Consider the following 25668-nt stretch of genomic DNA (forward strand, 5'->3'; position numbering starts at 1 on the left):
GCTCTATTACTTATTCAATTATTTGAAAACGTTAAATTTCAGCGGTAGCGGGATGTTTCAATTCATCACGTTCCGTGTGACGATGGCGTTACTGTTATCCCTGGTAATCTCTCTCTTGTTAGGTAAACGCATCGTAAGATTTCTCCAGAAAAAGCAGATTGGTGAAACCATCCGTGACCTTGGTCTGGCGGGCGAAAACAGTAAGAAAGGAACACCTACCATGGGTGGTCTGATCATCCTGGCAGCCATTGTAATTCCTACCCTGCTGTTCGCCCAGGTAAAAACCGTTTACATCTGGCTCATGCTCCTTTGCACAGTGTGGCTGGGATTGATCGGTTTCCTGGATGACTACATCAAGGTGTTCAAAAAGAACAAAGAGGGTCTTGCCGGTAAGTTCAAGATCCTGGGCCAGGTTGGTTTAGGTATCATCATCGGCAGCACTTTGTACTTCAATGAAAACGTAGTGATCTCCCGCGAGATCCTGGGTGCAAAGAAACTGGCTCCTTATGAGAGAGTAGTCGCCAAATCGGAAAGAGTAACGAAGGAAGGACATCGCTTTGCCGATGTAAAAACGCCGATCACCTCTATCCCATTTGTAAAGAATCATGAGTTTAACTACGCCAAACTGATCTCCTGGATCCCTGGCGCAGAAAAATATACTTACATCCTCTACATCCTCATCGTGATCGTTATCATTACGGCAGTGTCTAATGGAGCGAACCTCACAGATGGTTTAGATGGATTGGCTACGGGTGTCTCCGCGGTCATAGGCGTTTGTCTTGGCATATTCGCCTATGTTTCGGGCAACATCCAGTTTGCCGAATACCTGAATATCATGTACATCCCTAACCTGGGTGAACTGTCCATCTTCATTGCTGCCTTTGTAGGTGCCTGTGTAGGTTTCCTCTGGTACAATGCTTACCCGGCACAGGTGTTCATGGGTGATACAGGTAGCCTGGCTTTGGGTGGGATCATCGCTTCCCTGGCCATCATTGTAAGGAAAGAATTATTGATACCAATATTCTGCGGTGTATTCCTGGTAGAGAACCTGAGTGTAGTATTACAGGTTTCTTACTTTAAGTATACCAAGAAAAAATATGGTGAAGGCAAGCGTATATTTTTGATGTCTCCACTTCACCACCATTACCAGAAGCTGGGTTACCACGAGAGTAAAATAGCTGTAAGGTTCTGGATCATTACAATCATGTGTGCAGTCGTTAGTATTGCAACTTTAAAAATCAGATAAGCAAAATGACAAAGAAACTCATCATACTCGGAGCCGGTGAAAGCGGAATAGGTGCAGCCCTGTTAGGCAAGCAACAGGGGTATGATGTATTCGTGTCAGATGGTGGAACCATCAAGGATATTTATAAACAGGAACTGGCTGTCAACCATATTCCTTTTGAGGAGGGACAGCATTCCTGGGATGTGATTTTAGGTGCCGACGAAATTGTCAAAAGTCCTGGTATACCTGAGAAAACGGAACTGATGAAAAAGATCCGCGCGAAGGGAGTACCGGTGATCTCTGAGATCGAGCTGGCTTACAGGTTTAGCAAGGATGCCAAAATTATCGCCATTACCGGCAGCAACGGAAAGAGTACTACTACAGCACTCACCTTCCACATCTTTGAGACAGCAGGTCTCAATGCCGCTATGGTAGGTAACATTGGCCTGAGTTATGCCCGTGTAGTAGCCACCGCACCCGCTGATTATTATATCGTCGAAGTAAGTAGCTTTCAATTGGACGATATCGTGGAATTCAAGCCCAACGTAGCCATCTTGTTGAACATCACTCCAGATCACCTGGATAGATATGACTACAAAATGGAGAACTATGTGGAGTCAAAATTCCGCATAACGATGAATCAGGGACCGGAAGATTTCTTTGTGTATTGCAAAGATGATCAGGAGATTGACAATTATTTGAAGAAGCAAACTATTTATTCAACATCAATACCCTTTACTATCATGGAACCGTTAAAGCAAGGAGGATTTATGGTAAACGATCAGGTAAACATTCAGGTTAATGATGAACCAGTAATCGTATCAATGTATGATCTCGCGCTTAAGGGCAAGCACAACTTGTACAATTCCATGGCAGCGGGTATTGCTGGAAGGACCATGGAGATAAGGAAAGAAAAAATTCGGGAGAGCCTGACCTCTTTTAAGAGTCTGGAGCACCGTATGGAATACGTTTCCACTGTGCGTGGAGTGGATTTCATCAATGATAGTAAAGCCACCAATGTGAACTCACTGTGGTTTGCATTGGAGAGCATGGAAACCCCGGTAGTGTTGATTATGGGTGGTGTTGATAAAGGAAATGATTATAGCGCTATCAGGGAACTTGTAAAAGAAAAAGTAAAAGCAATTATCTGCCTGGGTATAGACAATGCGCCGATTCAGGAAGCGTTATCCAAAGATACCCCGGTAATGGTTGATACGCGCAGTATGAAGGAAGCTGTTGATGCAGCCTTTCAGCATGCAGAAAAAGGTGATGTAGTATTACTTTCCCCGGCTTGTGCAAGCTTCGATCTGTTTAAGAATTATGAAGACAGAGGAAAGCAGTTCAAAGACGCGGTGAGGGAACTATAAAAATCCGGGTTATTCCGGAAACCAAAAAAGTTTAAATGGACGGTTTACTTCATAGGACAAAGGGTGACAAAGTGATTTGGACGATCGTGATCTTCCTCTCACTAGTGAGTCTGCTGGCAGTTTACAGTGCCACAGGGTCACTTGCCTATCGCCTTCAGGGCGGTCATACGGAGTACTACCTTTTCAAACAACTGAGTGTACTGGTCATGGGATTGCTGATCATCTACTTTGCACACAGGGTGAATTATACTATTTACTCCCGTGTGGCACAGATAGGTTTCCTGCTCTCTATCCCCTTGCTGATCTATACACTGGCTTTTGGTAGTCATATTAATGATGCAAGCCGCTGGATTAGACTCCCCGTTATTAATCTGACTTTTCAGACTTCTGACGTAGCTAAACTGGCTATATTCATGTATGTGAGCAGACAGCTTTCCAAAAGGCAGGGCAACATCACGGATTTTAAGAAAGGCTTTCTGCCTATTATTGTCCCGGTAGGGGTTATCTGTATGTTGATCATGCCTGCCAACATGTCTACTGCATTGTTGCTGGGAGCCAGCTGCATGATCCTTTGCTTTATAGGCCGGGTACCTGTTAAGTACCTGGTGGCTATGGTAGGTGCAGGTATCGTGCTGATTGTCCTGATGTTTGCGTTCGCATCACTCACCGGCAAAAAAGGACGTACAGAGACGTGGATCAAAAGAATAGAACACTTCAGATCCGGTGATGATGATAAATCTGACTTACCGTACCAGGTGCAACAGGCAAATATTGCTATCGCAGGTGGCGGGGTTTTAGGTAAAGGTCCTGGTAACAGTACCCAGCGAAACTTCCTCCCACATGCTTATAGCGACTACATATACGCAACAATTATTGAGGAGTATGGTATCTTTGGCGCTTTTTTGATATTGATGGCCTATATGTTGCTATTATTAAGAAGCATCAGCTTGTTTAGAAAATGTCCCTATGCATTCGGCGCTTTTCTGGCAGTTGGTCTCAGCATCACATTAGTCATACAGGCACTGACAAATATGGCAGTGAATGTAGGGCTCTTTCCCGTAACAGGTGTGACATTGCCGCTGGTGAGTATGGGTGGATCATCCGTGATCTTTACCAGTCTTGCTATTGGAATCATACTCAGTGTATCAAGAAATGTGGAAGAACTGGAAGGGAAAAGAATCGAGCAGGAAAGGATTGCGAGGGTAGTAGCCCAGCAAGCTGAAATCGAAGAATTTTAAAAACTAACATGACAATGCAACGCAGAATTATCATAGCAGGTGGTGGTACCGGAGGACATATCTTCCCGGCGATCGCTATTGCCAATGCGTTGAAAAAGATAGAACCGGAAACGGAGATCCTCTTTGTAGGTGCCAAGGGAAAGATGGAGATGGAAAAAGTGCCGCAGGCTGGCTACCGTATCGAAGGATTGGATATAGCAGGATTCAACCGCAGCAATATGCTCAAGAACCTGTTGTTACCATTCAAGATCCTGAAAAGCCTGTCGCAGGCACGTAGGGTGATTGATACCTTCAAACCGGATGCCGTGGTGGGTGTAGGTGGTTTTGCCAGCTTCCCTGTCATGCGCAAAGCACAGAAGAGAGGTATTCCTACGCTCATACAGGAGCAAAATTCATTCGCAGGAAAAGCCAATATTTCCCTGGGAAAGAAAGCCGGAAAGATCTGTGTGGCCTACGAAGGCATGGAAAAATTCTTCCCTGCTGATAAGGTAATGATGACTGGTAATCCTGTAAGGGGGAACATTACACAGTCCGCAGTATCCAGGGAAGATGCCCTGGCTCACTTTGGTCTCCGCACAGGCAAACAAACAGTGTTCGCTGTAGGTGGAAGCCTGGGAGCTAAAGCGATCAACGAAGCACTGGCACCGATACTTGCCACTTTTGTTGAGAAAGACATCCAGCTGATCTGGCAAACAGGTAAGCCTTACTTTGAAACAGCGAAAGCCGCTGCTGCACCATATGCCTCTCATGTGAAAGTGTATGAGTTTATCAACGTAATGGACTTCGCCTACAAAGCTTCGGATGTGGTGGTATCACGTGCAGGCGCACTGGCCATCGCTGAACTGTGTGTAGTGAAGAAACCTGTCATCTTCGTGCCTTTCCCTTTTGCGGCCGAAGATCACCAGACATTCAATGCGAAAAGTCTGGTAGACAAAAAAGCAGCGCTCATGATCAAAAATGATGATGCCGCCGCTCAACTGGGAAATACTTTATTCAGTTTGTTACAAAACAAAGCGTTACTGCAACAACTGGAAGAGAATATAGGAAAACTGGGTAATACAAATGCTGATATGGTCATTGCTAAACAGGTTTTAGCACTGATCAAATAAAAGGAAATAGAAAAATGGATCTGAACAACATACAACGCATTTACTTCATTGGAATCGGAGGCATCGGTATGAGCGCCATCGCCCGCTTTTTTAATGAAAAGGGCGTGCATGTAAGTGGCTATGACCGTACCGAAACACCGCTGACACGTCAGTTAGCGGAGGAGGGTATGCAGATCCATTACTCGGATGATGTGAACCTGCTGGATAAAGATGCACAGCTGGTTGTATATACACCCGCTATTCCCGGTACCCACGAAGAGCTGATCTGGTATCGTAAAAACGAATACGAGGTAGTAAAACGGAGTGATGTATTGCAGGAGATCACCAAAGAGTTGTTCGCCATCACTGTAGGTGGTACACATGGCAAAACAACCATCTCTACCCTTACCGCTCACATACTGCGTCATAGTGGCTATGGATGCAACGCTTTCCTTGGTGGCATCAGCGCTAACTACGACCGCAACTTCTGGAGCAGCGACAAACAGGTGGCTGTGATCGAAGCTGACGAGTATGACCGTTCATTCCTGAAACTGCACCCTGATATCGCAGTGCTCACCGCCATGGATGCAGATCACCTGGACATTTACGGTACAGAAGCAGACATGCAGGATGCTTTCATACAGTATACGGCGAACATAAAACCGAATGGTACACTGATCGCAAAACTGGGACTGCCCCGTGCAGCAGAATTAAAAGGTGATAATAAACGTTGGTATCACCTGAAAGATGCAAAAGCAAATATTTATGCTACCAATATCAGAACAGTTGACGGTGCTTACCTGTTTGATGTAGTAGAGCAGGACTGGCATATTCATGATGTACAGCTGCCTATCGGGGGAACACATAATATTGAAAACGCAGTGGCAGCCATCACCGTGGCGCACCTGTTAGGTATCGATGCTGCAAAAATCAAAGCAGCAATTGCTGATTTCAAAGGCATCAAACGTCGTTTTGAATACCTGGTGAAGAACGATTACCAGGTGTACATAGACGACTACGCGCATCATCCGGAAGAATTACGTGCCCTCATCAGCAGTGCGCGTGGCTTATTCCCTGACAAGCGCTGTACAGTTATCTTCCAGCCACACCTGTACTCACGTACACGTGACCTGGCAGATGGATTTGCAGAGAGCCTGTCACTCGCAGATGAAGTGTTACTGTTACCCATCTATCCGGCCAGGGAATTACCCATCGAAGGCGTGCACAGCGAGATCCTGGCGGAAAAGATTACAGTACCAGTGCAGGTAATACAAAAAGAAGATGTATTGGCCTGGATTAAATCGAATAGCGCACCATTGCTCATCACGGCAGGTGCCGGTGACATTGACCAATTCAGAGATCCGATCAGAGAAATACTGAATGGAGAGAAAGTGAAAGAGTAGAAAAAAAATTAAAACCCAAATGCAAACCAAGACCCGCCGGGCATTAAAGCGAATAGGTAGTGTACTGCTCTGGACAGCGGTATTGACTGGTTTCGTGGTCCTGCTTGTAGCGGCAGTGCAGGACAAGGAAGAGGGTAAATGCAAGGGGATCGTTGTAAAACTGGTTGGTGACGAGAACAACTTTTTTATAGAAGAGAAAGATATAAAAGCGTTGGTGGCTGGCGACAAGAATTTAAATCCTGTAGGCAAGCCCATAAAAGAGATTAACATCGCAGCATTGGAGAAGATTGTGGCCCGTGATCCCTGGGTAAAAACTGCGAACATCTTTGTGGACAACCAACGAAGACTCAACATCAAGGTCGCTCAGCGAGAGCCCGTAGCAAGGATCTTTACCTTAACAGGCAATACTTACTACCTTGACAGGGATGGAGACAGGATACCGGTATCGGCCCGATATACAGCAAGAGTGCCGGTGTTCACAGATTATCCGTCAGATGCTGCTAAGGTGCAAAAGGCAGACAGCGCATTGACTGCAGGCATACTGGAAATAGGCAGCTTTGTAGAAAGCAACCCTTTCTGGACTGCACAGGTAGAACAGGTGGTCATCACCCCCCAGCGTGAGTTTGAAATCATACCAACACTGGGAGATCACGTGATACTGTTTGGCGATGGTACCGATGTAGAGAAAAAATTCAACAAACTGCTGGCGTTTTATAAAGAAGGATTGAGTAAGGTGGGATGGAACAATTACGCAAAAATCAACGTGGCATTCGAAAACGAAGTAGTGTGCACACGAAGAAGCGGGGAGGAATTATCGAAAAAGCTGGCCGCTGAAGACAGCGCGAAATTAGCCAGCACCGGCGATACACTATCGAGGATCATGGTGCACGGAAATGATTCAGTGCAACCGGAAGCTGCAAAGCTGGAGGCCTCGGTCAGAGTGGTACCTGCCAGACCTACGCCTTCGAAAACGAGCCATCAAAAGGACAAGTCGTCTGGAAAAAAGGAACCAAAGGCAGTGTATAGGCCGGGTAGAAATTAGTAACACAACAAAAAACTATAGAAACGCCATGAATCAGGAAGCTCCTATCATTGTAGGCCTTGATATTGGAACTACAAAGATTGCTGCCATTGCAGGTCGAAAGAACGAATTCGGGAAACTGGAAATCCTGGGTTTCGGCAAAGCGCCGTCTTTTGGTGTTCAGCACGGAATGGTGCTGAATATTGATCAGACGATCAAGGCGATACGTCAGGCCCTGGAGAACTGCTATGCTTCTAATCCAAACCTGGAGATCAATGAAGTGTATGTTGGCATTGCAGGTCATCACATCAAGAGCCTGCAAACCCGTGGCGATATCGTGCGGAACGATACCGAAGCGGAAATATCCCAGAAAGACATTGATCAACTGATAAATGACCAGTATAAAACGGTGATCCCAGCCAGTGACCAGATCATTGATGTGATCCCACAACAATATATTGTTGATAGCCTCCAGAACATCACTTACCCGATTGGGATGAGCGGTGTGAAGGTGGGTGCGAACTTTCATATCATCACCGGTGATAAGAATGCTATTCGCAACATCAACCGTAGCGTTGAGAAATCCGGACTGAAGATCCATGACCTGGTACTTCAGCCCCTGGCTTCTGCCGCTGCCGTAATGTGTGATATGGACTTCGAAGCAGGCGTAGCCATCGTAGATATCGGCGGTGGTACTACAGACCTGGCTGTGTTCTACGAAGGTATCCTGAAGCACACAGCCGTAATACCTTACGGTGGTGAGAATATCACCAACGATATCAAAAACGGTCTCGGTGTACTGAAAACACAGGCAGAACAAATGAAAGTGCAATTCGGTTACGCACTGGCTGATGAAGCAAAAAGCAATGCTTACATCACCATTCCCGGACTGCGCGGACAAAGCCCTAAAGAGATTTCTGTGAAGAACCTGGCGCACATCATACAGGCACGTATGAGTGAAATCATGGACTTCGTCATTTATCATCTCAAGCAGATTGGTATGGACAACAAGATGCTCAATGGTGGTATCATCCTTACGGGTGGTGGCTCCCAGCTGAAACATCTGATCCAGCTCACTGAATATACAACCGGTGTAAGCGCACGAATCGGGTATCCGAACGAGCACCTGGCCTCCGGTCATATCGATGAACTGACCAAACCAATGTATGCAACATGTATCGGTCTTATTCTCAAAGGATACAACGACTATGAGAACGACCGCAGAGCATTGGAAGAAAATTATGTTAAGATCAACACCAGCTACGTCGCCAAGGAGCAGGCCTCAAAAGCCGCTACAGAAACGGATAACAGCTGGGAAGATGATGCCACCTCAGTTGAAGAAATTCAGGCAAGAAAAGCGAGAGAAAGAAACGCCTCGCTGAAAACTTTCCTGGACAGAATGAAAACGAAGATCATCGACATGTTCACCGAAGAAGAGGATGCAAAACTTTAACAGGGTATTTTCCGAGAATGGCGTAATTGTTGCAGCCATAAACGATTTCAAATCAGATAATTAATATTCGGATAATGGTAGTGGGTTCTACCACTACCAATAATTACTAACTATAGAAGAATTTGTGGGCATTATTAATTATACTTACTAACCCATAAAAGAGATAGAGTCATGATACATTTTGATCTTCCCAAAGAAAAATCTTCCATCATCAAAGTGATAGGCATTGGTGGCGGCGGAAGCAACGCGGTGAACCACATGTTCAACCAGCGTATTGAGGGTGTGAATTTTATCATCTGTAATACAGATGCACAGGCTATCTCCAATAGTCCTGTTCCTAATAAAATTCAGTTAGGCCCTCACCTGACTCAGGGTCTCGGAGCCGGTGCCAACCCCCGCATTGGTGAACAGGCGACTGAAGAATCCTTTGAAGAAATCAAAAAGATCCTGGAGGTGAATACCAAAATGGCATTCATCACTGCGGGTATGGGTGGTGGTACCGGTACAGGCGGTGCTCCAATCATCGCCAAGATCTGTAAAGAACTGGGCATCCTCACAGTGGGCATTGTTACCACTCCCTTTTCTTACGAAGGAAAGAAGAGAATGCAACAGGCAGATGATGGCGTAAACCGCCTGAAAGAATACGTAGATACGCTGCTGATAATTTCTAACGATAAACTGCGCCAGAAGTTCGGCGACCTGAAGTTCAAAGCTGCTTTCGAAAAAGCAGATAACGTACTGGCTACAGCTGCTAAATGTATCACTGATGTGATCAACAGCACTGGTCAGATCAACGTGGACTTTGCGGACGTTTGTACTGTAATGCGCAATGGTGGTGTTGCCATCCTCGGTGCTGCTACTGCTGAAGGTGAAAACCGCGCGCAGAAAGCAATCGAAGAAGCACTTACTTCACCGCTGCTGAATGATAACGACATCCGTGGTGCGAAATGGATCCTGCTGAACATCTCTTCTGCAGAAGGTGAATTCGAACACACACTCGATGAAATGGATACCATCCAGGCTTACGTACAAAGTCAGGCAGGTGAGGATTGCGATGTGATCCTCGGTGTTGGCTATGACCAGGACCTGGATCGTAAACTGGGTGTGACCGTTATCGCTACCGGTTTTGAACAAAAACCGATTCAGCAGGTAAAACAGGCCCCACAGGATCCATCTCATAATCAGCCTAGAATCGTAATGGAACTGGGTCGTGAAGGTGATGAAAAAAAGATGAACACTCCTGTTAGCTCCAGCAACAACTCTATGTTCATCGAACCAACCGACCACATGGCGCCACGGTTGGTAGAGCCTGTGGTGACGCAGCCGGCTACTACGTTTGTAACCCCGGAACCTCCTGCTGAAAGCGGAAGGTCAAGCTTTGCACTCAACATTGAACCGGTAGGATCAACCGCTCCTTCCAGCTACAACAATGTGAATGTAATACAGCCTAATAATCAGGCGGCTGGCGGATATCCTGCCAGACACATTTTTATTGAGCCAACTACCACTCCGCCTCCGGCAGAAACGCCAGAGATGAAGATTGTATTCCGTGAAGAAGAGCCAGGCACAGAGATGTCAAGTGATATGCAGCAACTGCATGCATTTGAAGAGCAATTAGAAGAGCAAAAGCGTAAACAGGCGGAGCGCGTGGCAAAGCTGCGTAGTCTCAGTTTCAACGTGAAAGGCATCGATAATAATTCAGAAATTGAAAACGTTCCTGCGTACATTCGTCGAAACATCAACCTCGATAATGGCGCTGGTTCTGCCGAGAATTTCTATTCTAACTATACTATTTCAGATAGTCAGAATAATCAGGCAGAAATCAATACGATCAATACTTTTTTAGATGGGAAAAAACCCGATTGATTTAATTCGAACGTTTGATTGTTTTTTTAGTTGTGTTAAAGAAAGTCCTCTGGTTCTCCGGGGGACTTTTTTTATTACCGTTAACATGGTATTAACAGTTTGGGGGAAAGGAATTAGGATATTGCTTTAATAGTCCACCATTTACCGAATCCAATCCATCCCCCACTCTATCACCCCTTCGTACCTTTGCCCCATGCAAAGATCAATTAACAAAATCAACATGAACCACCCCATCAGTGGTTCCCTTTCCTCATATCACTTCTACAGCCCGCTGCCACTCCCCGATGGCAACACCATCGACCCGTTCCTGTTACTCCATCACCATGGTCCCATGACCCTGCCTCCTTACAACGCAGGTATGCCATTCGGCCCTCACCCACACCGTGGCTTTGAAACCGTGACCTGGATCGTAAAAGGACATGTCGTCCACAAAGACTCCCACGGCTTTCACAGCCGTATCGATGAAGGTGGCGTACAATGGATGACTGCTGCCCGCGGCCTCATTCACAACGAATATGTAGAAGATTCTTTTAAAGAAAAGGGTGGCGACTTAGAACTGCTGCAATTATGGATCAACCTGCCTGCAAAGCAGAAAATGATTCCACCTAAATATACCGGCTTACAAAAAGAAGATATTCCCCTGGTTGAAAACGATAAAGTAAAAGTAGCTATCGCAGGTGGTCAGTGGAATGGTCATAAAGGGGCCTTACAGTCGATTACAGACATTAACGCCATTTTGATGGATATCAGTGCAGGTGGCAGCACAACGATCAATGTAGCCAAGGAAAGAAACATTCTTTTCTACGTGCTCCATGGAGAGCTTAGCGTGAACGGGCGTACGGCAGGCGACAGGAGCATGGTGGTCTTTAATAATGACGGTGATGAGATTGCAATCACTGCCAGCAAAGATGCGCTCATCCTTTATTGCGATGGGTTACCATTAAACGAACCCGTGGCATGGCATGGTCCTTATGTAATGAATACGCAAACGGAGATTATGGAGGCGATGAGGGATGAAAGAATGGGGAAATTTGGATTTTATATAGATTAAAACAGGATTTTATACAGATTAAAAAGGCCGCTCGTTTGAGCGGCCTTTTTGTTTATCAATGTATGATTCGTTTCAGTTGCAGATTCGTCACCGGCGCTACCACCAGCGGATACTTCTCAATCGTCACATAACTACTATCCAGACCAAAACCACGCTCTTCAGAAAGACTCACGCGTTTCAGCCAGAAATACATTCTCATGATCAGACGCTCATACAGCGGCAGGTCATTGTCGTGTGACAGGAATTTCTCCATCACGATGAACTGGAAGTCGCCCACCACATTGTTCTTACTCAGTGATTCGTAGCGGCTGGTGATATTCACCTCCTTATTCCTCACCATATCTTCCACCACCATTCTGAACATCAGGTTAATGCGCTGTTCGACCTTGAAGCCTAAACGGAATTCCACGCGAATCACTTCGTTCGGAATAATCGTCTGTACAGAGTATTCACTCAGGTAAGGTTCGTCCACCACATCTACGTGCACAAACCAATAGATATCTGCACGCTTGGGTTTCTTATTCAGAATAGAATAGATGATCTTATGCTCAATCTCCTTCGGATTATCAGCACTACTCATATACACCAGGTGAGTAGCATACTTGGGGATAGTCGTATCGTTGCTCAGCTCCTGGATTACAGCAAGATGATCTTCCAGTCGTACGAATTCCACGTAACGGTTTTTGATCTTGCGTGATTTAAACCACACCAGCATAATCAGGAAGAGCACACCTGCCACTATCACTGTTACATAACCTCCGTGCATGAATTTTACGAGGTTGGCGAACAGGAAGGAGAACTCTATCGTGAAGTAAATAATAAGGTAAAGCAGGATCAGGCTGACGCGCACCCTTCGCGTGTAGAGATAGAAGGCAAAGAGACAGGAGGTCATCAACATACAAATTGTAATGGAGAGACCATATGCTGCTTCCATAGCTCCCGACTCCTGGAAGATGAGTACGATGGCCACACAACCTATCCACATCATGGTGTTGATACCTGGAATGTACAACTGACCACGCATTTCAGTAGGATAATTGATCTTCAGTTTCGGCCACAGGTTCAGTCGCATCGCTTCTGAAATGAGGGTAAATGAACCGGAGATCAATGCCTGGCTCGCGATAATAGAGGCCATTGTAGCGATGAGGATCCCTGGGATCACAAACCACTCAGGCATAATGGTAAAGAATGGGTTCTGATCCTTTGGCAGCATTGTGCCTTTGTGTGTCAGCAACCATGCACCCTGACCCAGGTAGTTCAGGAGCAGGCAGGTCTTTACGAACGTCCAGGATACCCGGATATTCCCTTTACCACAGTGGCCCAGGTCAGAATAGAGGGCTTCGGCCCCTGTGGTACACAGGAACACGGCACCCAGGATGAGGAAACCACGGGGATAGGTCGTTAACAATTGAATGGCATAGTGTGGACTGAAAGCTTTCAGTACAGAGAAATCGTCTGTCAGGTGTGAAAGTCCCAGGATACCGAGCATGGAGAACCAAATCACCATGATAGGACCAAACAACTTACCAATAGAATTGGTACCAAACTGTTGCACCACGAAGAGCAATGTAATAATTGTCAGTACAATCTTTACAATTGTCCACTGACTAAGATCTTTAAATACTTCCAGTGTGCGGAGACCTTCGATTGCGGTCGTTACAGTAATAGGTGGGGTAATAATACCATCTGCCAGGAGAGCGGCACCGCCTATCATACCAAAGATAACGGCCCACTTGGCGTGTCGGCGTACGAGTGCATATAATGAGAAGATACCACCTTCTCCCTTATTGTCTGCACGCAGCGTGAGGATTACGTACTTAATTGTGGTTTGTAAAGTCAGGGTCCAGAAAATGCAGGAAATACCGCCGATGACCAGTAGTTCGCTAATATAGTTCGTACCTATAATAGCCTTGAAAACGTATAACGGAGATGTTCCAATGTCACCGTAAATAATACCTAATGCTACTACTAAACCGGCCAGGCTAACCCTGTTAATGTCTTTTCTCACGAAATATGTAATTAAATAAATAAGAGTAGTAATTCTTTTGATGTCGTAACTACCTCCCTTTAGGAGTGTGCATTCAAACAGTTCTGCTACTCAAAAAAGCCATCAAAGTTAGTGCGAATTAAGGAATATAGAAAATTTTTTGGTGAGAGTTAATATGGGTGCTTCGGCAGGTAGCAAAGGCGGCTATGGGGAGTTTAGAGGAATGTGGGGGCAATAAAAAACCCCGTCTCAACAGAGACGGGGCTTCTATATTTTTCTCAGTGAGAATTAGTTAGCTGGAGACAGATCTACAGTACCAGACTCACCAGGAGTGTTTTGTTTGATGAAGCGACCACGGTCGATACCTTGCTTGTCAGCCAGGTAGTCGATCACTGAATCAACACGACGGCTGCTCAGGTCAACACCACCTTTCTTACCCTTAGCACCTGCGTGACCTGTTACCAGGATGTTACAAGTTGGGTTAGATTTCAGTGTGCTAGCTACAGAAGCCAGGATAGCTTCGTTATCGCTGGAAACTTTGGTAGAAGAACCTTTGAATGCTACGCTAGGCAGAACCAGGCTAGAGCAATTTGCAGTAGGTTGCATGTTTTTGCAGCACTCAGGATCTGGGCACTTACCAACACCATCAGCATCAACTGGCTGGCAATAAGTTGGAGTGATCAGTTGTTTGTCTTTGTAGTCAGGAACGCCATCACCATCAGTATCTTTAGCTACACCATGAACATCAACCGGAGCACCAGCTGGAGTGTTTGGTTCGCGATCGAACTGGTCAGTAACGCCATCGCCATCAGCATCAGGCAGAACTGGAGTAGGCAGTTTCATGTGACGAGGAGCGCTCAGCTCATTGTAAGCATAGTTGAGCGGATTAACCCACCACAGTGGTTCAACTCTCTTAGAAGAGTTACCCAGGTTGAAGTTCAGACGTACGCTAGTGTAGCTGAATGCATCCTTGTGGTTAGAGTATGGAGAAGAATAACCGTCCAGATAATCGTCGAAATACATAGTGTATTTTTCTTCTACACCGATGTTGAATCTCTTAGATACTCTGAAAGCGATACCGGTACCGAAATCAGCACCATGGCGCCACAGTTGGTTATTGTCTTTACGACCGATGTTACCTCTGTTACCCTGAGATGGAGCATTTGATTCGTAATCACCATCGTAGATATTTTTCAGCTGATCCTTGATGTCCTTACGCGGTGCGTTGAAGTTAACACCTGAATAGCTATAACCGTTACCGCTACCGTCTACTGCATCAACGTCAACGTCGATCAGACCCAGTGAGTAACCACCAAATACATACCAGTTAACTTTTGGCTGAGCTTTGTAGAACAGGATGTTGCTCAGGGAAGCCATCAGGTCAAAAGACAGCTGGTGAGTAGCCGTTTTATAGTTAGGAACAATCAGACCATTGTTCAATGCAGCAGTCTTAGACCAGATAGTAGCAGCACCACCACCTGCACCAGCTACTGTACGCAGTCTGTAATCCTGACCCTTGTCAAAGGAACCGGTATACTCTGCTCTGATTGAGAAAGTATGACCCAGTGATTTTCTCAGGGAGATACCACCACCGAAACCTGGTTTAGCAGGAATGGTACCGTTGATTACGTGCAGACCACCGTGGAAACCCAGTTCCCACATATCACGTGGTTTTGCAGGGAAGTCATACTGGTGATTAGCGAAATTGTTTTGTTGTGCCTGTCTTGATGCTGGAACTTTAGTTGAATCCAGGGCGTCAAAAACAGGGGTAACTTGTGCATAACTGGAAGACGCCGCTAGGAGACTCATAGCGCCAGCCAGTAATAAGTACTTTTTGCTTGCCATAATTGTTTTCTATTTAAAAACTGTTAAAAATTTACTAATAACCCGTTTTTTTACCCAGCAAAGGTAAAATTCTCAAATGAATATTCAAATTTTTGTTGCAATATTATTTCTATTGATAACTAATTAACTATTAACACTTAGGCCAAACTAATGTTGTGCCATACTTTGTTGGAGTATATAACGAATAAGCATATTTGTTATAACTAAAACAAAGTAATGTTAAAGTTTTGTTACTCCCTTATATACAAATTAGGGGCCAAATTGTTAAAATTTGATATTTTAAGCATAGATTAGCAATCTTTTTCAATCAACCATGGACGAGATTAAAAACCTGATCAGTAAGGAATTAAGGGATTTCGAGAGCAAATTTTCTGATGCAGTTAAGAGCAATGTCGCGCTATTAGACAGGATCATGCATTATATCGTTAAACGAAAAGGGAAGCAAATGCGCCCCATGTTCGTCCTGCTCTCGGCACGCCTGTTCAGTAATGATATCCAGGAAAGCACGTACCGCGCAGCTGCCCTCGTAGAACTGTTGCACACCGCTACCCTTGTACATGATGATGTTGTGGATGATGCCAATGAGCGCCGTGGATTCTTCTCTATCAACGCTTTGTGGAAAAATAAGATCGCTGTGCTCGTAGGAGATTACCTCCTTTCCAAAGGACTCCTCCTCTCCTTAAATAATAATGACTTCAGGGCCCTCCAGATTCTCTCACAGGCCGTAAAGGAAATGAGCGAAGGCGAACTCCTCCAGATCGAGAAAACACGTAAACTCAATATTAAAGAAGATATCTACTTCGAAATCATCCGTCGTAAAACAGCCTCCCTCCTCGCCGCCGCCTGCGCAGCAGGTGCCTGGAGTACCTCTAACGACGAAGATACTACCGAAAAAATGCGCCTCTTCGGCGAAAAAGTAGGTGTTGCCTTCCAGATCAAAGACGACCTCTTCGACTATGGCAGCGAAAAAATCGGTAAACCTACCGGCATAGATATACGGGAGAAAAAAATGACCCTCCCCCTCATCTATACACTGGAACACGCCACTCCTGAGGTAAGAAGGAAAATAATCAATATTGTAAAAAATCATAATACCGATAAAGCCCGCGTGGAAGAAGTCATTACATTGGTGAAAGCTTCCGGTGGTATCGAGTATACACAAAAGAAGATGTTCGAATACCGCGACGAAGCCATGGCGATCCTCCATAGCTTCCCCGATAGCAATATCAGACAGGGACTCGAATCGATGGTCAGGTATACAACCGACCGCAATTTCTGATAATAATATATAAGGCTGTATTAATGTAATGTCCCCGGTTGATTCCGGAGAGCTGGTGGAGGAAATTCTTATACTGCCATCAAATTATTGCTGAGACAGACCTAAGAATAATATAGGGACAATATAATTGCTTGTTGGTCAGTTCTTCGTGAGAACGGGCCATACTTTTTGAAATTTATACCCTATCTTCCGTTCAAACAAGAATCGCTCATCCTTCTTTAGATTATAGATGCAAAAACGCTGGACAGTCCGATCGTATCAACCAAAACAGGAAGCTTTGCTGCAGGCCTCCCTGCGCATACATCCCCTGTTATGCAGGTTGTTGGTGCAGCGCGGCATGCATACCTATGATGAATCAAGGTTGTTCTTCCGCCCTACACTGGCAGATCTCCATGACCCATGGATCATGAAGGATATGGATAAAGCCGTATCCAGAATTGAACAGGCCTTCTTCAGGCATGAAAAAATTCTCGTGTTCGGAGACTACGACGTAGATGGTACTACCGCCGTAGCAACTGTATTCGATTTTCTACACTCCTTATATAATAATATAGAATTCTACATTCCTCACCGCTACCGCGAAGGCTACGGCATCTCTACCCAGGGTATTGAATACGCCAGGGACAACGACTTTAGTCTCGTCATCGCCCTGGATTGCGGCATCAAGGCCATCGATCAGATTACCTGGGCCGCTGCACATGGAATAGATTTTATTATATGTGATCACCACCTGCCAGATGCAATTCTGCCCCCGGCTGTGGCAATCCTCAATCCTAAACAATACGATTGCCCTTACCCTTACAAGGAGCTAAGCGGCTGTGGTATTGGCTATAAACTTATTACCGCCTTCGCCCAGAAAATAGGCTTACCCGAATCGGCTGCTCACCGCTACCTGGACCTGGTGGCAACCAGCATTGCCGCCGATATCGTACCTATGACCGGCGAAAACCGTGTACTGGCCTTTCATGGATTGAAAAAGGTCAATGAATCCCCCCTACCCGGTATCCAGGCCCTCATTCAGCTCAGTGGTCTCAAAGAACAACTCACCATCTCCAACCTGGTCTTTGTAATCGCCCCCCGCGTAAATGCGGCCGGCAGAATGGATGATGCCCGTAAAGCCGTAAACCTGTTCATTGAAAATGATATGGAAAAGGCTATGGAGATCGCTAAAGTGTTGCATGCGGACAACTTTGACCGTAAGGAAATAGATGGCAACATCACCAAAGAAGCGGTAGAACTTATTCAAAACGATACTTCACTCCATCATAAAAAGTCTACAGTCCTCTATAAGCCGGACTGGCACAAAGGAGTCGTGGGCATCGTGGCCTCCCGCCTTATTGATAAGTATTACTACAGACCGACCATCATCCTTACCCTCAGTAATGATAAAGTAGCCGGCTCTGCCCGCTCCGTGATCGGATTCAACGTATACGAAGCCATTCACCAGTGCAAGGATCTGCTGGAAAACTATGGTGGCCACTTCTATGCCGCCGGCATGACCCTCAAACCTGAAAATGTACCCGCCTTCCAGGAAAAATTTGAAGAAGTCGTTGCCACTACTATCAATCCGGACCTGCTGATCCCGGAAATCACCATCGATACCGAGATCTCCCTGAAAGATATCACGCCCGCCTTCTTCAATATCCTCAAACAGTTCGAGCCCCTGGGCCCGGACAACCAACGCCCTATCTTCCTCGTACGCAACGTGGTAGACAGTGGCTATTCCCGCCTGATAAAAGATGAGCACATTAAATTTTCAGTGAAACAGGGTAAACATTCTATTGCTGTGACAGGCATAGGGTTTTACATGGCTGACAAATTTCCCATCGTGAGCAGTCGCCAGCCTTTCGACATGGTCTTTACCATTGATGAGAACGAATGGAATGGCAAGATGAATCTGCAAATGAAAGTAATAGATATCCGCTCTCACTGACTTTTCTCTACTCAATCCGAGTAATGATTACCACAAATTGCAGGGAATCAAAACATTCGCTTTGATCCCCTGCGGACGGAGATCTGAGAAGGTCTCCTATGATAGGGCTTTCTGTTTTTCCTTTACTGTAAAGGTAAGTATGGGGAAATGATGCCATAGTGCATGGCCTTATTCCATAATTCCTTTTCTTTTTACATATTTCCCTTTAACTAAAAATCCCGTCCCACAGTAAAGCGGGACGGGATAAGGGCTTGTGCAATGCTATCAAAACGGCATTGCCAATGATTTATTATATCTTAATTACTTTTTTCACCCATCAGTTCTACACTTCTGGTTACAAAAGCCGTCAGATCTGCACCTGTCAACAGGTTCTGTGATAACAATGCCAGGTCGGCCAGGTTGCGGATCTGCTTCTCCTGCAGCTGGTCATTACCTTCTTTGAGGATCTGCTGGTAGATCGGGTGATTCGCATTTACTGTCATATTGATTTCGTCCGGCATATTTGCATACCAGGACATACCACTACCTCCTACTGCTGCCATATCTTTCATACGACGCATAAACTCAGGACGTGTTACAATTACTGGCTGTGACTCTGCACTCAGACCTTTCAATTCTACTTTTACATGTTGCTGAGGGATCTTTTCGAACAATGCTTTCAGGCGTGTTTCCTGATCCTGTGTCAGTACATGGCTGGTATTTTCATCCTTGTCAATCAGGTTGTCAGCGATGTCTGCATCCACACGTGTGAACTGTACTTTCTCCCAGTGCGTTTCCATTTGATTCAGGAAAGCAGCATCTACCAGGCTATCCAGTTTCACTACTTTATATCCCTTTGCTTTCGCAGCAGAGATATAGCTATCCTGCTGTATAGGACTGGTAGCGTAAAGGATCACCTGCTTTTCTTCCTTGTTGGTTTGAATAGCGGCAGTCTCCTGTTTGTATTCATCCAGGGTATAGAATTTACTACCATCTACATCTTCAAGGATGAGGAATTTGTTACCTTTTTCACGGAACTTATCGTCCGTCATCATACCATATTTTGCAAAGAGGCCGATGGATTCCCATTTCTCTTCGAATTCTTTACGGTCGCTTCTGAACATTTCATCCAGCTTATCGGCTACTTTCTTGGTGATGTAAGAGCTGATCTTTTTCACATTCGGATCGCCCTGGAGGTAGCTACGGCTCACGTTCAGCGGAATATCCGGACTATCGATCACACCGTGCAGCAGCATCAGGAATTCCGGTACGATATCCTTTACTTCGTCAGTCACGAATACCTGGTTGGAATACAGGCTGATCTTGTCCTTCTGGATTTCGTAGCTCTTGTTAATTTTAGGGAAGTAGAGAATACCGGTCAGGTTGAATGGATAATCTACATTCAGGTGGATCCAGAACAGTGGTGGCTCAGAGAAAGGATACAGTTCTTTGTAGAAGTTCTGATAATCTTCTGTAGTCAGCTCACTAGGTTTCTTTGTCCAGGCAGGGTGAGTATTGTTGATCTGCTTATCTTCATATTTCACCGGAACAGGCAGGAACTTACAGAATTTCTCGAGGATGGTTTTGATACGATGCTCATCCAGGAATTCTTCGCTTTCCTCGTTGATGTGCATAATGATATCAGTACCTCTGCCTGCTTCGCGGGTGGTTTCTTCCAGGGTGTATTCAGGGCTGCCATCGCACTCCCAGCGTACAGCCGGTGCATCTTTGTGAGATTGAGTTACAATTTCCACCACATTGCTCACCATGAATGAGGAATAGAAACCAAGACCAAAGTGCCCAATGATGTTGGTACCTTCGTTCTGACCTTTATATTTATTCAGGAACTCTTCCGCTCCGGAAAAAGCTACCTGGTTGATGTATTTATCTACTTCTTCAGCTGTCATACCGATCCCATTGTCGGAAATGGTCAGCGTCTTTTTCTCCTTGTCCAGTTTCACAGTGATAGCCAGCTCGCCCAGCTCACCTTTGAATTCACCTACACTAGCCAGCGTTTTCAGTTTTTGGGTTGCGTCAACCGCGTTACTTACGAGTTCGCGGATAAAGATCTCATGATCTGAATAGAGGAATTTTTTGATAATGGGGAAAATGTTCTCTGTCTGAACACGTATTGCTCCTTTCTGCATGGGTATCTGTGTTTTTGGTGTATGTTTTTCAAAGGGTATGCCAGTGGAGCCGGGGCTGACAAACTGGCGGAGGAGGCCGCAGGCCCCTCTCAGTTAACAATTAAATCATGCAAAATATAACACAAATGTAGTAGATTTAACAGGTAGTATATCACGACCCTGAAGCGATTCATTAGACCAGTAGACAAAATTTCCATTTAAACATATTTACCCACCCCTAACAAACCATCTATTCATTACATGAAAAAAACTCTACTCCTTTTATTTACTGTTTTCGGTGTTCTACGCTCCTTTGCGCAAACCCAACCCGCGCCACAGGCACTGCCTTACCAGCAAAACTTTGATGCACTGGCGACCACATCCACCACTTACCCTGACGGATGGCAGGGCTGGACACTCTCCGGCTCCCCTTCCTCCAACTTCAATACCGCCACTCCCGCATCAGACAAAGCACTGACTACCGGCACCGCCTCCAGCACCGCAAACGGTGTATATAATTATAATGGTAAACTGGGTTTCCTTAACAGTGGCAGCGTGGACAACTGCCTCACCCTCGCCCTCAATACCAGCGGGCAGGTGAACATCTCATTCACATACGACGTAATGACGCTTCGCAATCCTTACGATGGCAGCAGCAATACGCGTATCAACGAAGTTATCTTACAATACAGGATCGGTAGCACTGGCAACTTTACCAACATCACCGGTACTGAATACCAAAATGGGACTACCCTGCAGACCACTTCGGGTGTTACTACCCCGCAGGATCCATCCACCAAAACCCTGGTACTCCCCGCAGCCTGTGAAAACCAGCCACTGGTGCAGCTTCGCTGGGTTAACCGCCAGATCAGCGGTGGTGGTTCCCGCCCCTCATTTGCCATAGACAATATTATTGCCGGCAGTGGTGGTGCAGATACCACGCCTCCGGTCATCGATTCACTGACTCCTTTGAATCACGAAACGAATGTGCCTCCAACTGCTACCCCCAGCATTATTTTCTCAGAAAATATCATTGCCGGTAGCGGACACCTCATTTTGCACAATGTGACTAACGGCACCCAGCAAACCTTTGACATCCCCAGCTCTGCAATTGTAATCAGGAATCAGCTGCTCAGTGTCATCACCTCTCTCGCTGGTAACAAATCTTACTACATCACCATCGATAGCGGTGCAGTTACTGACAATAGTGGCAACGCTTTCGCAGGCATTCCGGATAGCACCATATGGGCTTTCAGCACAGGTGCACAACAACTGGATTTTGATTTCAACAATTGTACAGGCGGCACTGGTGTAGTAGGCGGCTTTACTGCCTACAGCGTAACAGGCGCACAGGTTTGGGATTGCACTACTTTCGGTCAGACCCTGAATGGTGCACAGATCAATGGTTATAGCGGTGGCGCTGTCGAAAATGAAGACTGGCTGATTTCTCCTGCTTTTGATTTAACAGGTTTTGATTATCCTCTCCTCTCCTTTGCCAGCCGTACAGCATTTGTAGGACCATCCTTACAATTACTGATTTCTACCAACTATGATGGCAGCAGCAACCCGAATACTGCCACCTGGACTGCGGTAAATGGAAGATTCCCTGCAATGTCGTCAGATGCCTGGAAAACTGCTGACAGTATTAACCTGGCAGCTTTTAAACAACCCAGTGTATATATTGCATTTAAATACGTTTCATCTCCTACTCTGAATGCCGCCCGCTGGACCCTGGATGATTTCCATGTCTACAACAGCCCGCAGGCACCATTACCATCAGTAGACAAATCTGCAACCAGCCTGGATTTCGACTATGTACAATCAGGACAGAAATCATCCGCACAATACTTTACCTTCAATGCCAGCGACTTCACCGGAGCACTCACACTTGCTACCAGTGCAGGTTTCCAGCTGTCAAAAGATAGTGCAGGTACATATAGCACCTCACTGAACTATCTACCTGACTCACTCACCGGCACCGTAAAAGTTTGGGTAAGATTCGCGCCCACAGCTGCTGACCAGGCATATACAGGTTCACTCACCTTCAGCAGTGCAAGTCTGACTACCACGCCTATCGCGCTTTCAGGCACTTCTTTACGCTCCCTGAAAGTGGTGAACTGGAACATGGAATGGTTTGGCAGCCCGGCACAAAATCCGGCGAATGATAGTCTGCAGCAGGCAAATGCCACCGTGGTACTAAAAAAACTGGATGCCGATATTTATGCATTAGCCGAAGTGGTAGACACGGCCCGCTTTAGAGCCGTAGTGAGCCAGATGCCAGGCTATAGCTACATCATTTCTGACTTTGGTTCTTATGCCGATAGCATTACAGATGCAGATTATACCTCCGCACAAAAACTGACCTTCCTCTATAAAACAAGCGTAATCCGCTCTATTCGTTCTTATGGCGTACTGAGAAAAGGTGGTAGCTCAAATGCTTATTACAACTGGTCTTCCGGCCGCTTCCCATTCCTGCTGCAGGCTACTGCGAACCTGAATGGAGACAGTGCCCGGATCAACTTTGTCCTCATTCACAGCAAGGCGAACACCGGTACCACTGCGGAAAAGATTCAATCCTGGCAGCGTCGTAAAGATGGCAACCAGGAACTGAAAGATTCCCTGGATGCACAGTATCCAAACAGTAACTTCATCATCCTCGGTGACTTCAACGATGCCCTGGATAAGACTATTACTACTGAACTGGCACCGGATACCACTACTTCTTATATAGATTTCATGAATGATACCCTGCACTACAAACCACTCACCTTACCACTGAGCCTGGCAGGTGATCAGTCAACCACTGCTTATCCTACCGTAATAGATAATGTGATCGCTTCCGATGAAATGGCGATCGCTTACCTGCCGGGTTCGGCTAAGATCCACAAAGAAGTAGCACAGCTCATCAGTAGCTACAGCAGCACTACCAGTGACCATTATCCGGTGCAGACCAATTACAACCTGCACATCCTGGGTAATCCCGTAACTGCAGAAAACTACAGGGCAGTAGTGGATTCAGGCAATGTAAAAGTGAGCTGGTCTACAGATTACGAAATCAATACAGACTATTATGTAGTAGAGAAAACCCGTAACCTGCGTAACTATGAGGCAGTGGATACCCTCGCAGCACAGGGTAATAAAGATGTAGCGACTTCTTACCGCTCTTACGATTATCAGCCATGGCTGGGCTTCTCCTGGTACCGCCTGAAGATGGTAAGCAAGGATGGCAGCGTTCGCTACAGTGCAGATGCCAGAGTATATGTATCTTTGATAGACCTGATCAAAAAGCTCATCTGGTGCATCATTGGTCATAACCTCCAGTTGTCGGTAGATATGGATAAACCAGGTCCTGCACAGTTCGAACTGATAGACATGCAGGGTCGCAGCCGTTATAAAACACAGCAGTTTGTGAATAAAGGCCGGAATACAAAGACGATTGATGTGAATGGTTTACCTAACGGGGTGTATATATTGAGGATCCAGAGCCTGGATGGGGTAACTAATAGTAAGATAATGATAACCAAGTAATTAGGAAATAAATAATTATCTAAAACCACTTCTGTCTACGGCGGAAGTGGTTTTTTGCATTTATTAATAAGAAAGCACTATCTTTGCGATCCAATTTTTTTCTAATCAAATTTAAAACAGGGAAATTATGAATTACGAATTGATGGTGATTTTTACCCCTGTGCTGTCTGAGGAAGACTACAAAGCTGCTCAGAAAAAATTCGCTGACATTATTAAAGAAAATGGCGGTGAATTAACGCACGAAAATCCCTGGGGATTAAAATCACTGGCGTATCCAATCCAGAAGAAAACCACGGGCATGTACCTGGTTCTGGAATACAATGCGCCATCCGACCTCAATGAGAAGCTGAAAATTCAGCTGAACCGCGATGAAAATGTGCTCCGTCACATGATTACTGCACTGGACAAATACGCTGTACAGTACAACAATCGCAAGAGACATGGCGTAAACGCTGATTCTAAAACCGCTGAAGCTTAAAATTATGGCAGTAAAACAAGAAATTAAGTACTTAACGGCCGTAAAAACCGAGAAACGTCAGAAGAAATACTGCCGTTTCAAGAAAATGGGCATCCGGTATGTGGATTACAAAGACGCTGAATTCCTGAAGAAATTCCTGAACGACCAGGGTAAAATGCTCCCTCGTCGTATCACTGGTAACTCCCTGAAGTTCCAGCGCAAGGTAGCTCAGGCAATTAAAAAGGCTCGTCAGATGGCGTTGTTACCTTACGTTACTGACCTTTTAAAGTAAACCGACAAATTACTTATCGTAAGTAAAAGGTCCTTAAAACTAATTAACATGCAAGTAATCTTAATACAAGACGTAGATAATCTGGGTCAGAAGAATGAAGTGGCTACCGTAAAAAACGGTTACGCCAGGAACTTCCTGATCCCACAGAAATTTGCGGTAGAAGCATCTCCATCTAACATGAAGCAACTCCAGGAGCGCCTGAAAGTGCAGAAAGTAAAAGAAGAGAAAATGCTCGCCGAAATCGCTAAGGTGGTTGAAGTACTGAAGGCAGGCCCGGTAAAAATTGGTGCTAAAACCGGTACATCCGGTAAGATCTTTGGTAGCGTTACCGGTGTTCAGATCGCTCGTGCGATTAAAGAACAGAAAGGTTACGAAATCGACCGTCGCCGCATCCACATCCTGGATGATGTAAAAGAATTAGGTACATACAAAGCGAAACTGGATTTCGGTAAAGGCAATGAAGCTGAACTGGAATTCGAAGTTGTAGCTGAGTAAGTCTTACATACTTCTATAAAAAATCCCGGGCCCTA

At 45.6% G+C, this 25668-nt stretch carries 18 protein-coding genes; 15 read left to right on the plus strand and 3 right to left on the minus strand.

The features are described 5' to 3' along the window. Nucleotides 1-52: 52 nt before the first annotated feature. The 9 genes from mraY to DXN04_RS13550 all read left to right on the plus strand — a co-directional run bounded on the left by mraY (nucleotide 53) and on the right by DXN04_RS13550 (nucleotide 11712). Nucleotides 53-1246 (plus strand): phospho-N-acetylmuramoyl-pentapeptide-transferase, encoded by a 1194-nt coding sequence (mraY, locus tag DXN04_RS13510; protein ID WP_233525591.1) that lies wholly within the window; start codon nucleotides 53-55, stop codon nucleotides 1244-1246. Between the two features lie 5 nt (nucleotides 1247-1251). After that, a complete protein-coding gene (murD, locus tag DXN04_RS13515) occupies nucleotides 1252-2592 on the plus strand; it encodes a UDP-N-acetylmuramoyl-L-alanine--D-glutamate ligase (protein ID WP_116853884.1) in 1341 nt (446 codons plus the stop codon). A gap of 35 nt (nucleotides 2593-2627) precedes the next feature. Next, a complete protein-coding gene (locus DXN04_RS13520) occupies nucleotides 2628-3830 on the plus strand; it encodes an FtsW/RodA/SpoVE family cell cycle protein (RefSeq protein ID WP_116853885.1) in 1203 nt (400 codons plus the stop codon). A gap of 14 nt (nucleotides 3831-3844) precedes the next feature. Further along, complete coding sequence (gene murG / locus DXN04_RS13525; RefSeq protein WP_116853886.1) at nucleotides 3845-4939, plus strand: undecaprenyldiphospho-muramoylpentapeptide beta-N-acetylglucosaminyltransferase; 1095 nt, start codon at nucleotides 3845-3847, stop codon at nucleotides 4937-4939. Nucleotides 4940-4953: 14 nt separating this feature from the next. Then, entirely contained in the window at nucleotides 4954-6321 is a 1368-nt protein-coding gene (gene murC, locus DXN04_RS13530) for a UDP-N-acetylmuramate--L-alanine ligase (protein ID WP_116853887.1), read from the plus strand. A 19-nt stretch (nucleotides 6322-6340) separates the two neighbouring features. Next, complete coding sequence (locus tag DXN04_RS13535) at nucleotides 6341-7363, plus strand: cell division protein FtsQ/DivIB (RefSeq protein WP_116853888.1); 1023 nt, start codon at nucleotides 6341-6343, stop codon at nucleotides 7361-7363. 28 nt (nucleotides 7364-7391) lie between these two features. After that, nucleotides 7392-8795 (plus strand): cell division protein FtsA, encoded by a 1404-nt coding sequence (gene ftsA / locus DXN04_RS13540; RefSeq protein ID WP_116853889.1) that lies wholly within the window; start codon nucleotides 7392-7394, stop codon nucleotides 8793-8795. 171 nt (nucleotides 8796-8966) lie between these two features. Further along, the gene (gene ftsZ / locus DXN04_RS13545; protein WP_116853890.1) at nucleotides 8967-10661 is read left to right on the plus strand and encodes a cell division protein FtsZ; all 1695 of its coding nucleotides are present in this window, start codon (nucleotides 8967-8969) and stop codon (nucleotides 10659-10661) included. Between the two features lie 193 nt (nucleotides 10662-10854). Next, complete coding sequence (locus DXN04_RS13550; RefSeq protein WP_116853891.1) at nucleotides 10855-11712, plus strand: pirin family protein; 858 nt, start codon at nucleotides 10855-10857, stop codon at nucleotides 11710-11712. Between the two features lie 55 nt (nucleotides 11713-11767). On the opposite strand, the gene DXN04_RS13555 is transcribed toward DXN04_RS13550, so the two are convergent. Together DXN04_RS13555 and DXN04_RS13560 are read right to left on the minus strand one after the other, a co-directional pair. Then, nucleotides 11768-13720 carry a KUP/HAK/KT family potassium transporter gene (locus DXN04_RS13555; RefSeq protein WP_116853892.1) on the minus strand — a complete coding sequence of 651 codons (1953 nt, stop codon included), beginning with the start codon at nucleotides 13718-13720 and terminating at the stop codon, nucleotides 11768-11770. Between the two features lie 267 nt (nucleotides 13721-13987). After that, nucleotides 13988-15544 (minus strand): OmpA family protein, encoded by a 1557-nt coding sequence (locus DXN04_RS13560; RefSeq protein ID WP_116853893.1) that lies wholly within the window; start codon nucleotides 15542-15544, stop codon nucleotides 13988-13990. Between the two features lie 313 nt (nucleotides 15545-15857). Between DXN04_RS13560 and DXN04_RS13565 the strand changes: the two genes are divergently transcribed. Together DXN04_RS13565 and recJ are read left to right on the plus strand one after the other, a co-directional pair. After that, a complete protein-coding gene (locus tag DXN04_RS13565; protein WP_116853894.1) occupies nucleotides 15858-16823 on the plus strand; it encodes a polyprenyl synthetase family protein in 966 nt (321 codons plus the stop codon). 229 nt (nucleotides 16824-17052) lie between these two features. Beyond that, nucleotides 17053-18756: a single-stranded-DNA-specific exonuclease RecJ gene (gene recJ / locus DXN04_RS13570; RefSeq protein ID WP_116853895.1), complete on the plus strand. Its 1704-nt coding sequence runs from the start codon at nucleotides 17053-17055 to the stop codon at nucleotides 18754-18756. Nucleotides 18757-19052: 296 nt separating this feature from the next. Here recJ and htpG read toward each other — a convergent pair whose 3' ends face one another. After that, nucleotides 19053-20882 carry a molecular chaperone HtpG gene (htpG, locus tag DXN04_RS13575; RefSeq protein ID WP_116853896.1) on the minus strand — a complete coding sequence of 610 codons (1830 nt, stop codon included), beginning with the start codon at nucleotides 20880-20882 and terminating at the stop codon, nucleotides 19053-19055. 240 nt (nucleotides 20883-21122) lie between these two features. Here htpG and DXN04_RS13580 point away from each other — a divergent pair, with 240 nt between their 5' ends. From DXN04_RS13580 to rplI, 4 genes are all read left to right on the plus strand, one after another. Continuing rightward, the gene (locus DXN04_RS13580; RefSeq protein ID WP_116853897.1) at nucleotides 21123-24389 is read left to right on the plus strand and encodes an Ig-like domain-containing protein; all 3267 of its coding nucleotides are present in this window, start codon (nucleotides 21123-21125) and stop codon (nucleotides 24387-24389) included. A gap of 127 nt (nucleotides 24390-24516) precedes the next feature. Continuing rightward, the gene (gene rpsF, locus DXN04_RS13585) at nucleotides 24517-24867 is read left to right on the plus strand and encodes a 30S ribosomal protein S6 (RefSeq protein ID WP_221223742.1); all 351 of its coding nucleotides are present in this window, start codon (nucleotides 24517-24519) and stop codon (nucleotides 24865-24867) included. A 4-nt stretch (nucleotides 24868-24871) separates the two neighbouring features. Continuing rightward, nucleotides 24872-25138, plus strand: a complete 267-nt coding sequence (gene rpsR / locus DXN04_RS13590; RefSeq protein ID WP_116853899.1) for a 30S ribosomal protein S18 — start codon at nucleotides 24872-24874, stop codon at nucleotides 25136-25138. Nucleotides 25139-25186: 48 nt separating this feature from the next. Beyond that, complete coding sequence (gene rplI, locus DXN04_RS13595; RefSeq protein WP_116853900.1) at nucleotides 25187-25633, plus strand: 50S ribosomal protein L9; 447 nt, start codon at nucleotides 25187-25189, stop codon at nucleotides 25631-25633. Nucleotides 25634-25668: the final 35 nt, after the last annotated feature.

The sequence above is a fragment of the Chitinophaga silvisoli genome (assembly GCF_003412465.1).
Lineage (GTDB): Bacteria > Bacteroidota > Bacteroidia > Chitinophagales > Chitinophagaceae > Chitinophaga > Chitinophaga silvisoli.

Excerpts from the sequence above, each read along its gene's own strand:
- mraY (WP_233525591.1), top strand. The coding sequence starts at position 53 with ATGTTTCAATTCATCACGTTCCGTGTGACGATGGCGTTACTGTTATCC.
- murD (WP_116853884.1), top strand. The coding sequence starts at position 1,252 with ATGACAAAGAAACTCATCATACTCGGAGCCGGTGAAAGCGGAATAGGT.
- DXN04_RS13520 (WP_116853885.1), top strand. The coding sequence starts at position 2,628 with ATGGACGGTTTACTTCATAGGACAAAGGGTGACAAAGTGATTTGGACG.
- murG (WP_116853886.1), top strand. The coding sequence starts at position 3,845 with ATGCAACGCAGAATTATCATAGCAGGTGGTGGTACCGGAGGACATATC.
- murC (WP_116853887.1), top strand. The coding sequence starts at position 4,954 with ATGGATCTGAACAACATACAACGCATTTACTTCATTGGAATCGGAGGC.
- DXN04_RS13535 (WP_116853888.1), top strand. The coding sequence starts at position 6,341 with ATGCAAACCAAGACCCGCCGGGCATTAAAGCGAATAGGTAGTGTACTG.
- ftsA (WP_116853889.1), top strand. The coding sequence starts at position 7,392 with ATGAATCAGGAAGCTCCTATCATTGTAGGCCTTGATATTGGAACTACA.
- ftsZ (WP_116853890.1), top strand. The coding sequence starts at position 8,967 with ATGATACATTTTGATCTTCCCAAAGAAAAATCTTCCATCATCAAAGTG.
- DXN04_RS13550 (WP_116853891.1), top strand. The coding sequence starts at position 10,855 with ATGCAAAGATCAATTAACAAAATCAACATGAACCACCCCATCAGTGGT.
- DXN04_RS13560 (WP_116853893.1), bottom strand. The coding sequence starts at position 15,544 with ATGGCAAGCAAAAAGTACTTATTACTGGCTGGCGCTATGAGTCTCCTA.
- DXN04_RS13565 (WP_116853894.1), top strand. The coding sequence starts at position 15,858 with ATGGACGAGATTAAAAACCTGATCAGTAAGGAATTAAGGGATTTCGAG.
- recJ (WP_116853895.1), top strand. The coding sequence starts at position 17,053 with ATGCAAAAACGCTGGACAGTCCGATCGTATCAACCAAAACAGGAAGCT.
- htpG (WP_116853896.1), bottom strand. The coding sequence starts at position 20,882 with ATGCAGAAAGGAGCAATACGTGTTCAGACAGAGAACATTTTCCCCATT.
- DXN04_RS13580 (WP_116853897.1), top strand. The coding sequence starts at position 21,123 with ATGAAAAAAACTCTACTCCTTTTATTTACTGTTTTCGGTGTTCTACGC.
- rpsF (WP_221223742.1), top strand. The coding sequence starts at position 24,517 with ATGAATTACGAATTGATGGTGATTTTTACCCCTGTGCTGTCTGAGGAA.
- rpsR (WP_116853899.1), top strand. The coding sequence starts at position 24,872 with ATGGCAGTAAAACAAGAAATTAAGTACTTAACGGCCGTAAAAACCGAG.
- rplI (WP_116853900.1), top strand. The coding sequence starts at position 25,187 with ATGCAAGTAATCTTAATACAAGACGTAGATAATCTGGGTCAGAAGAAT.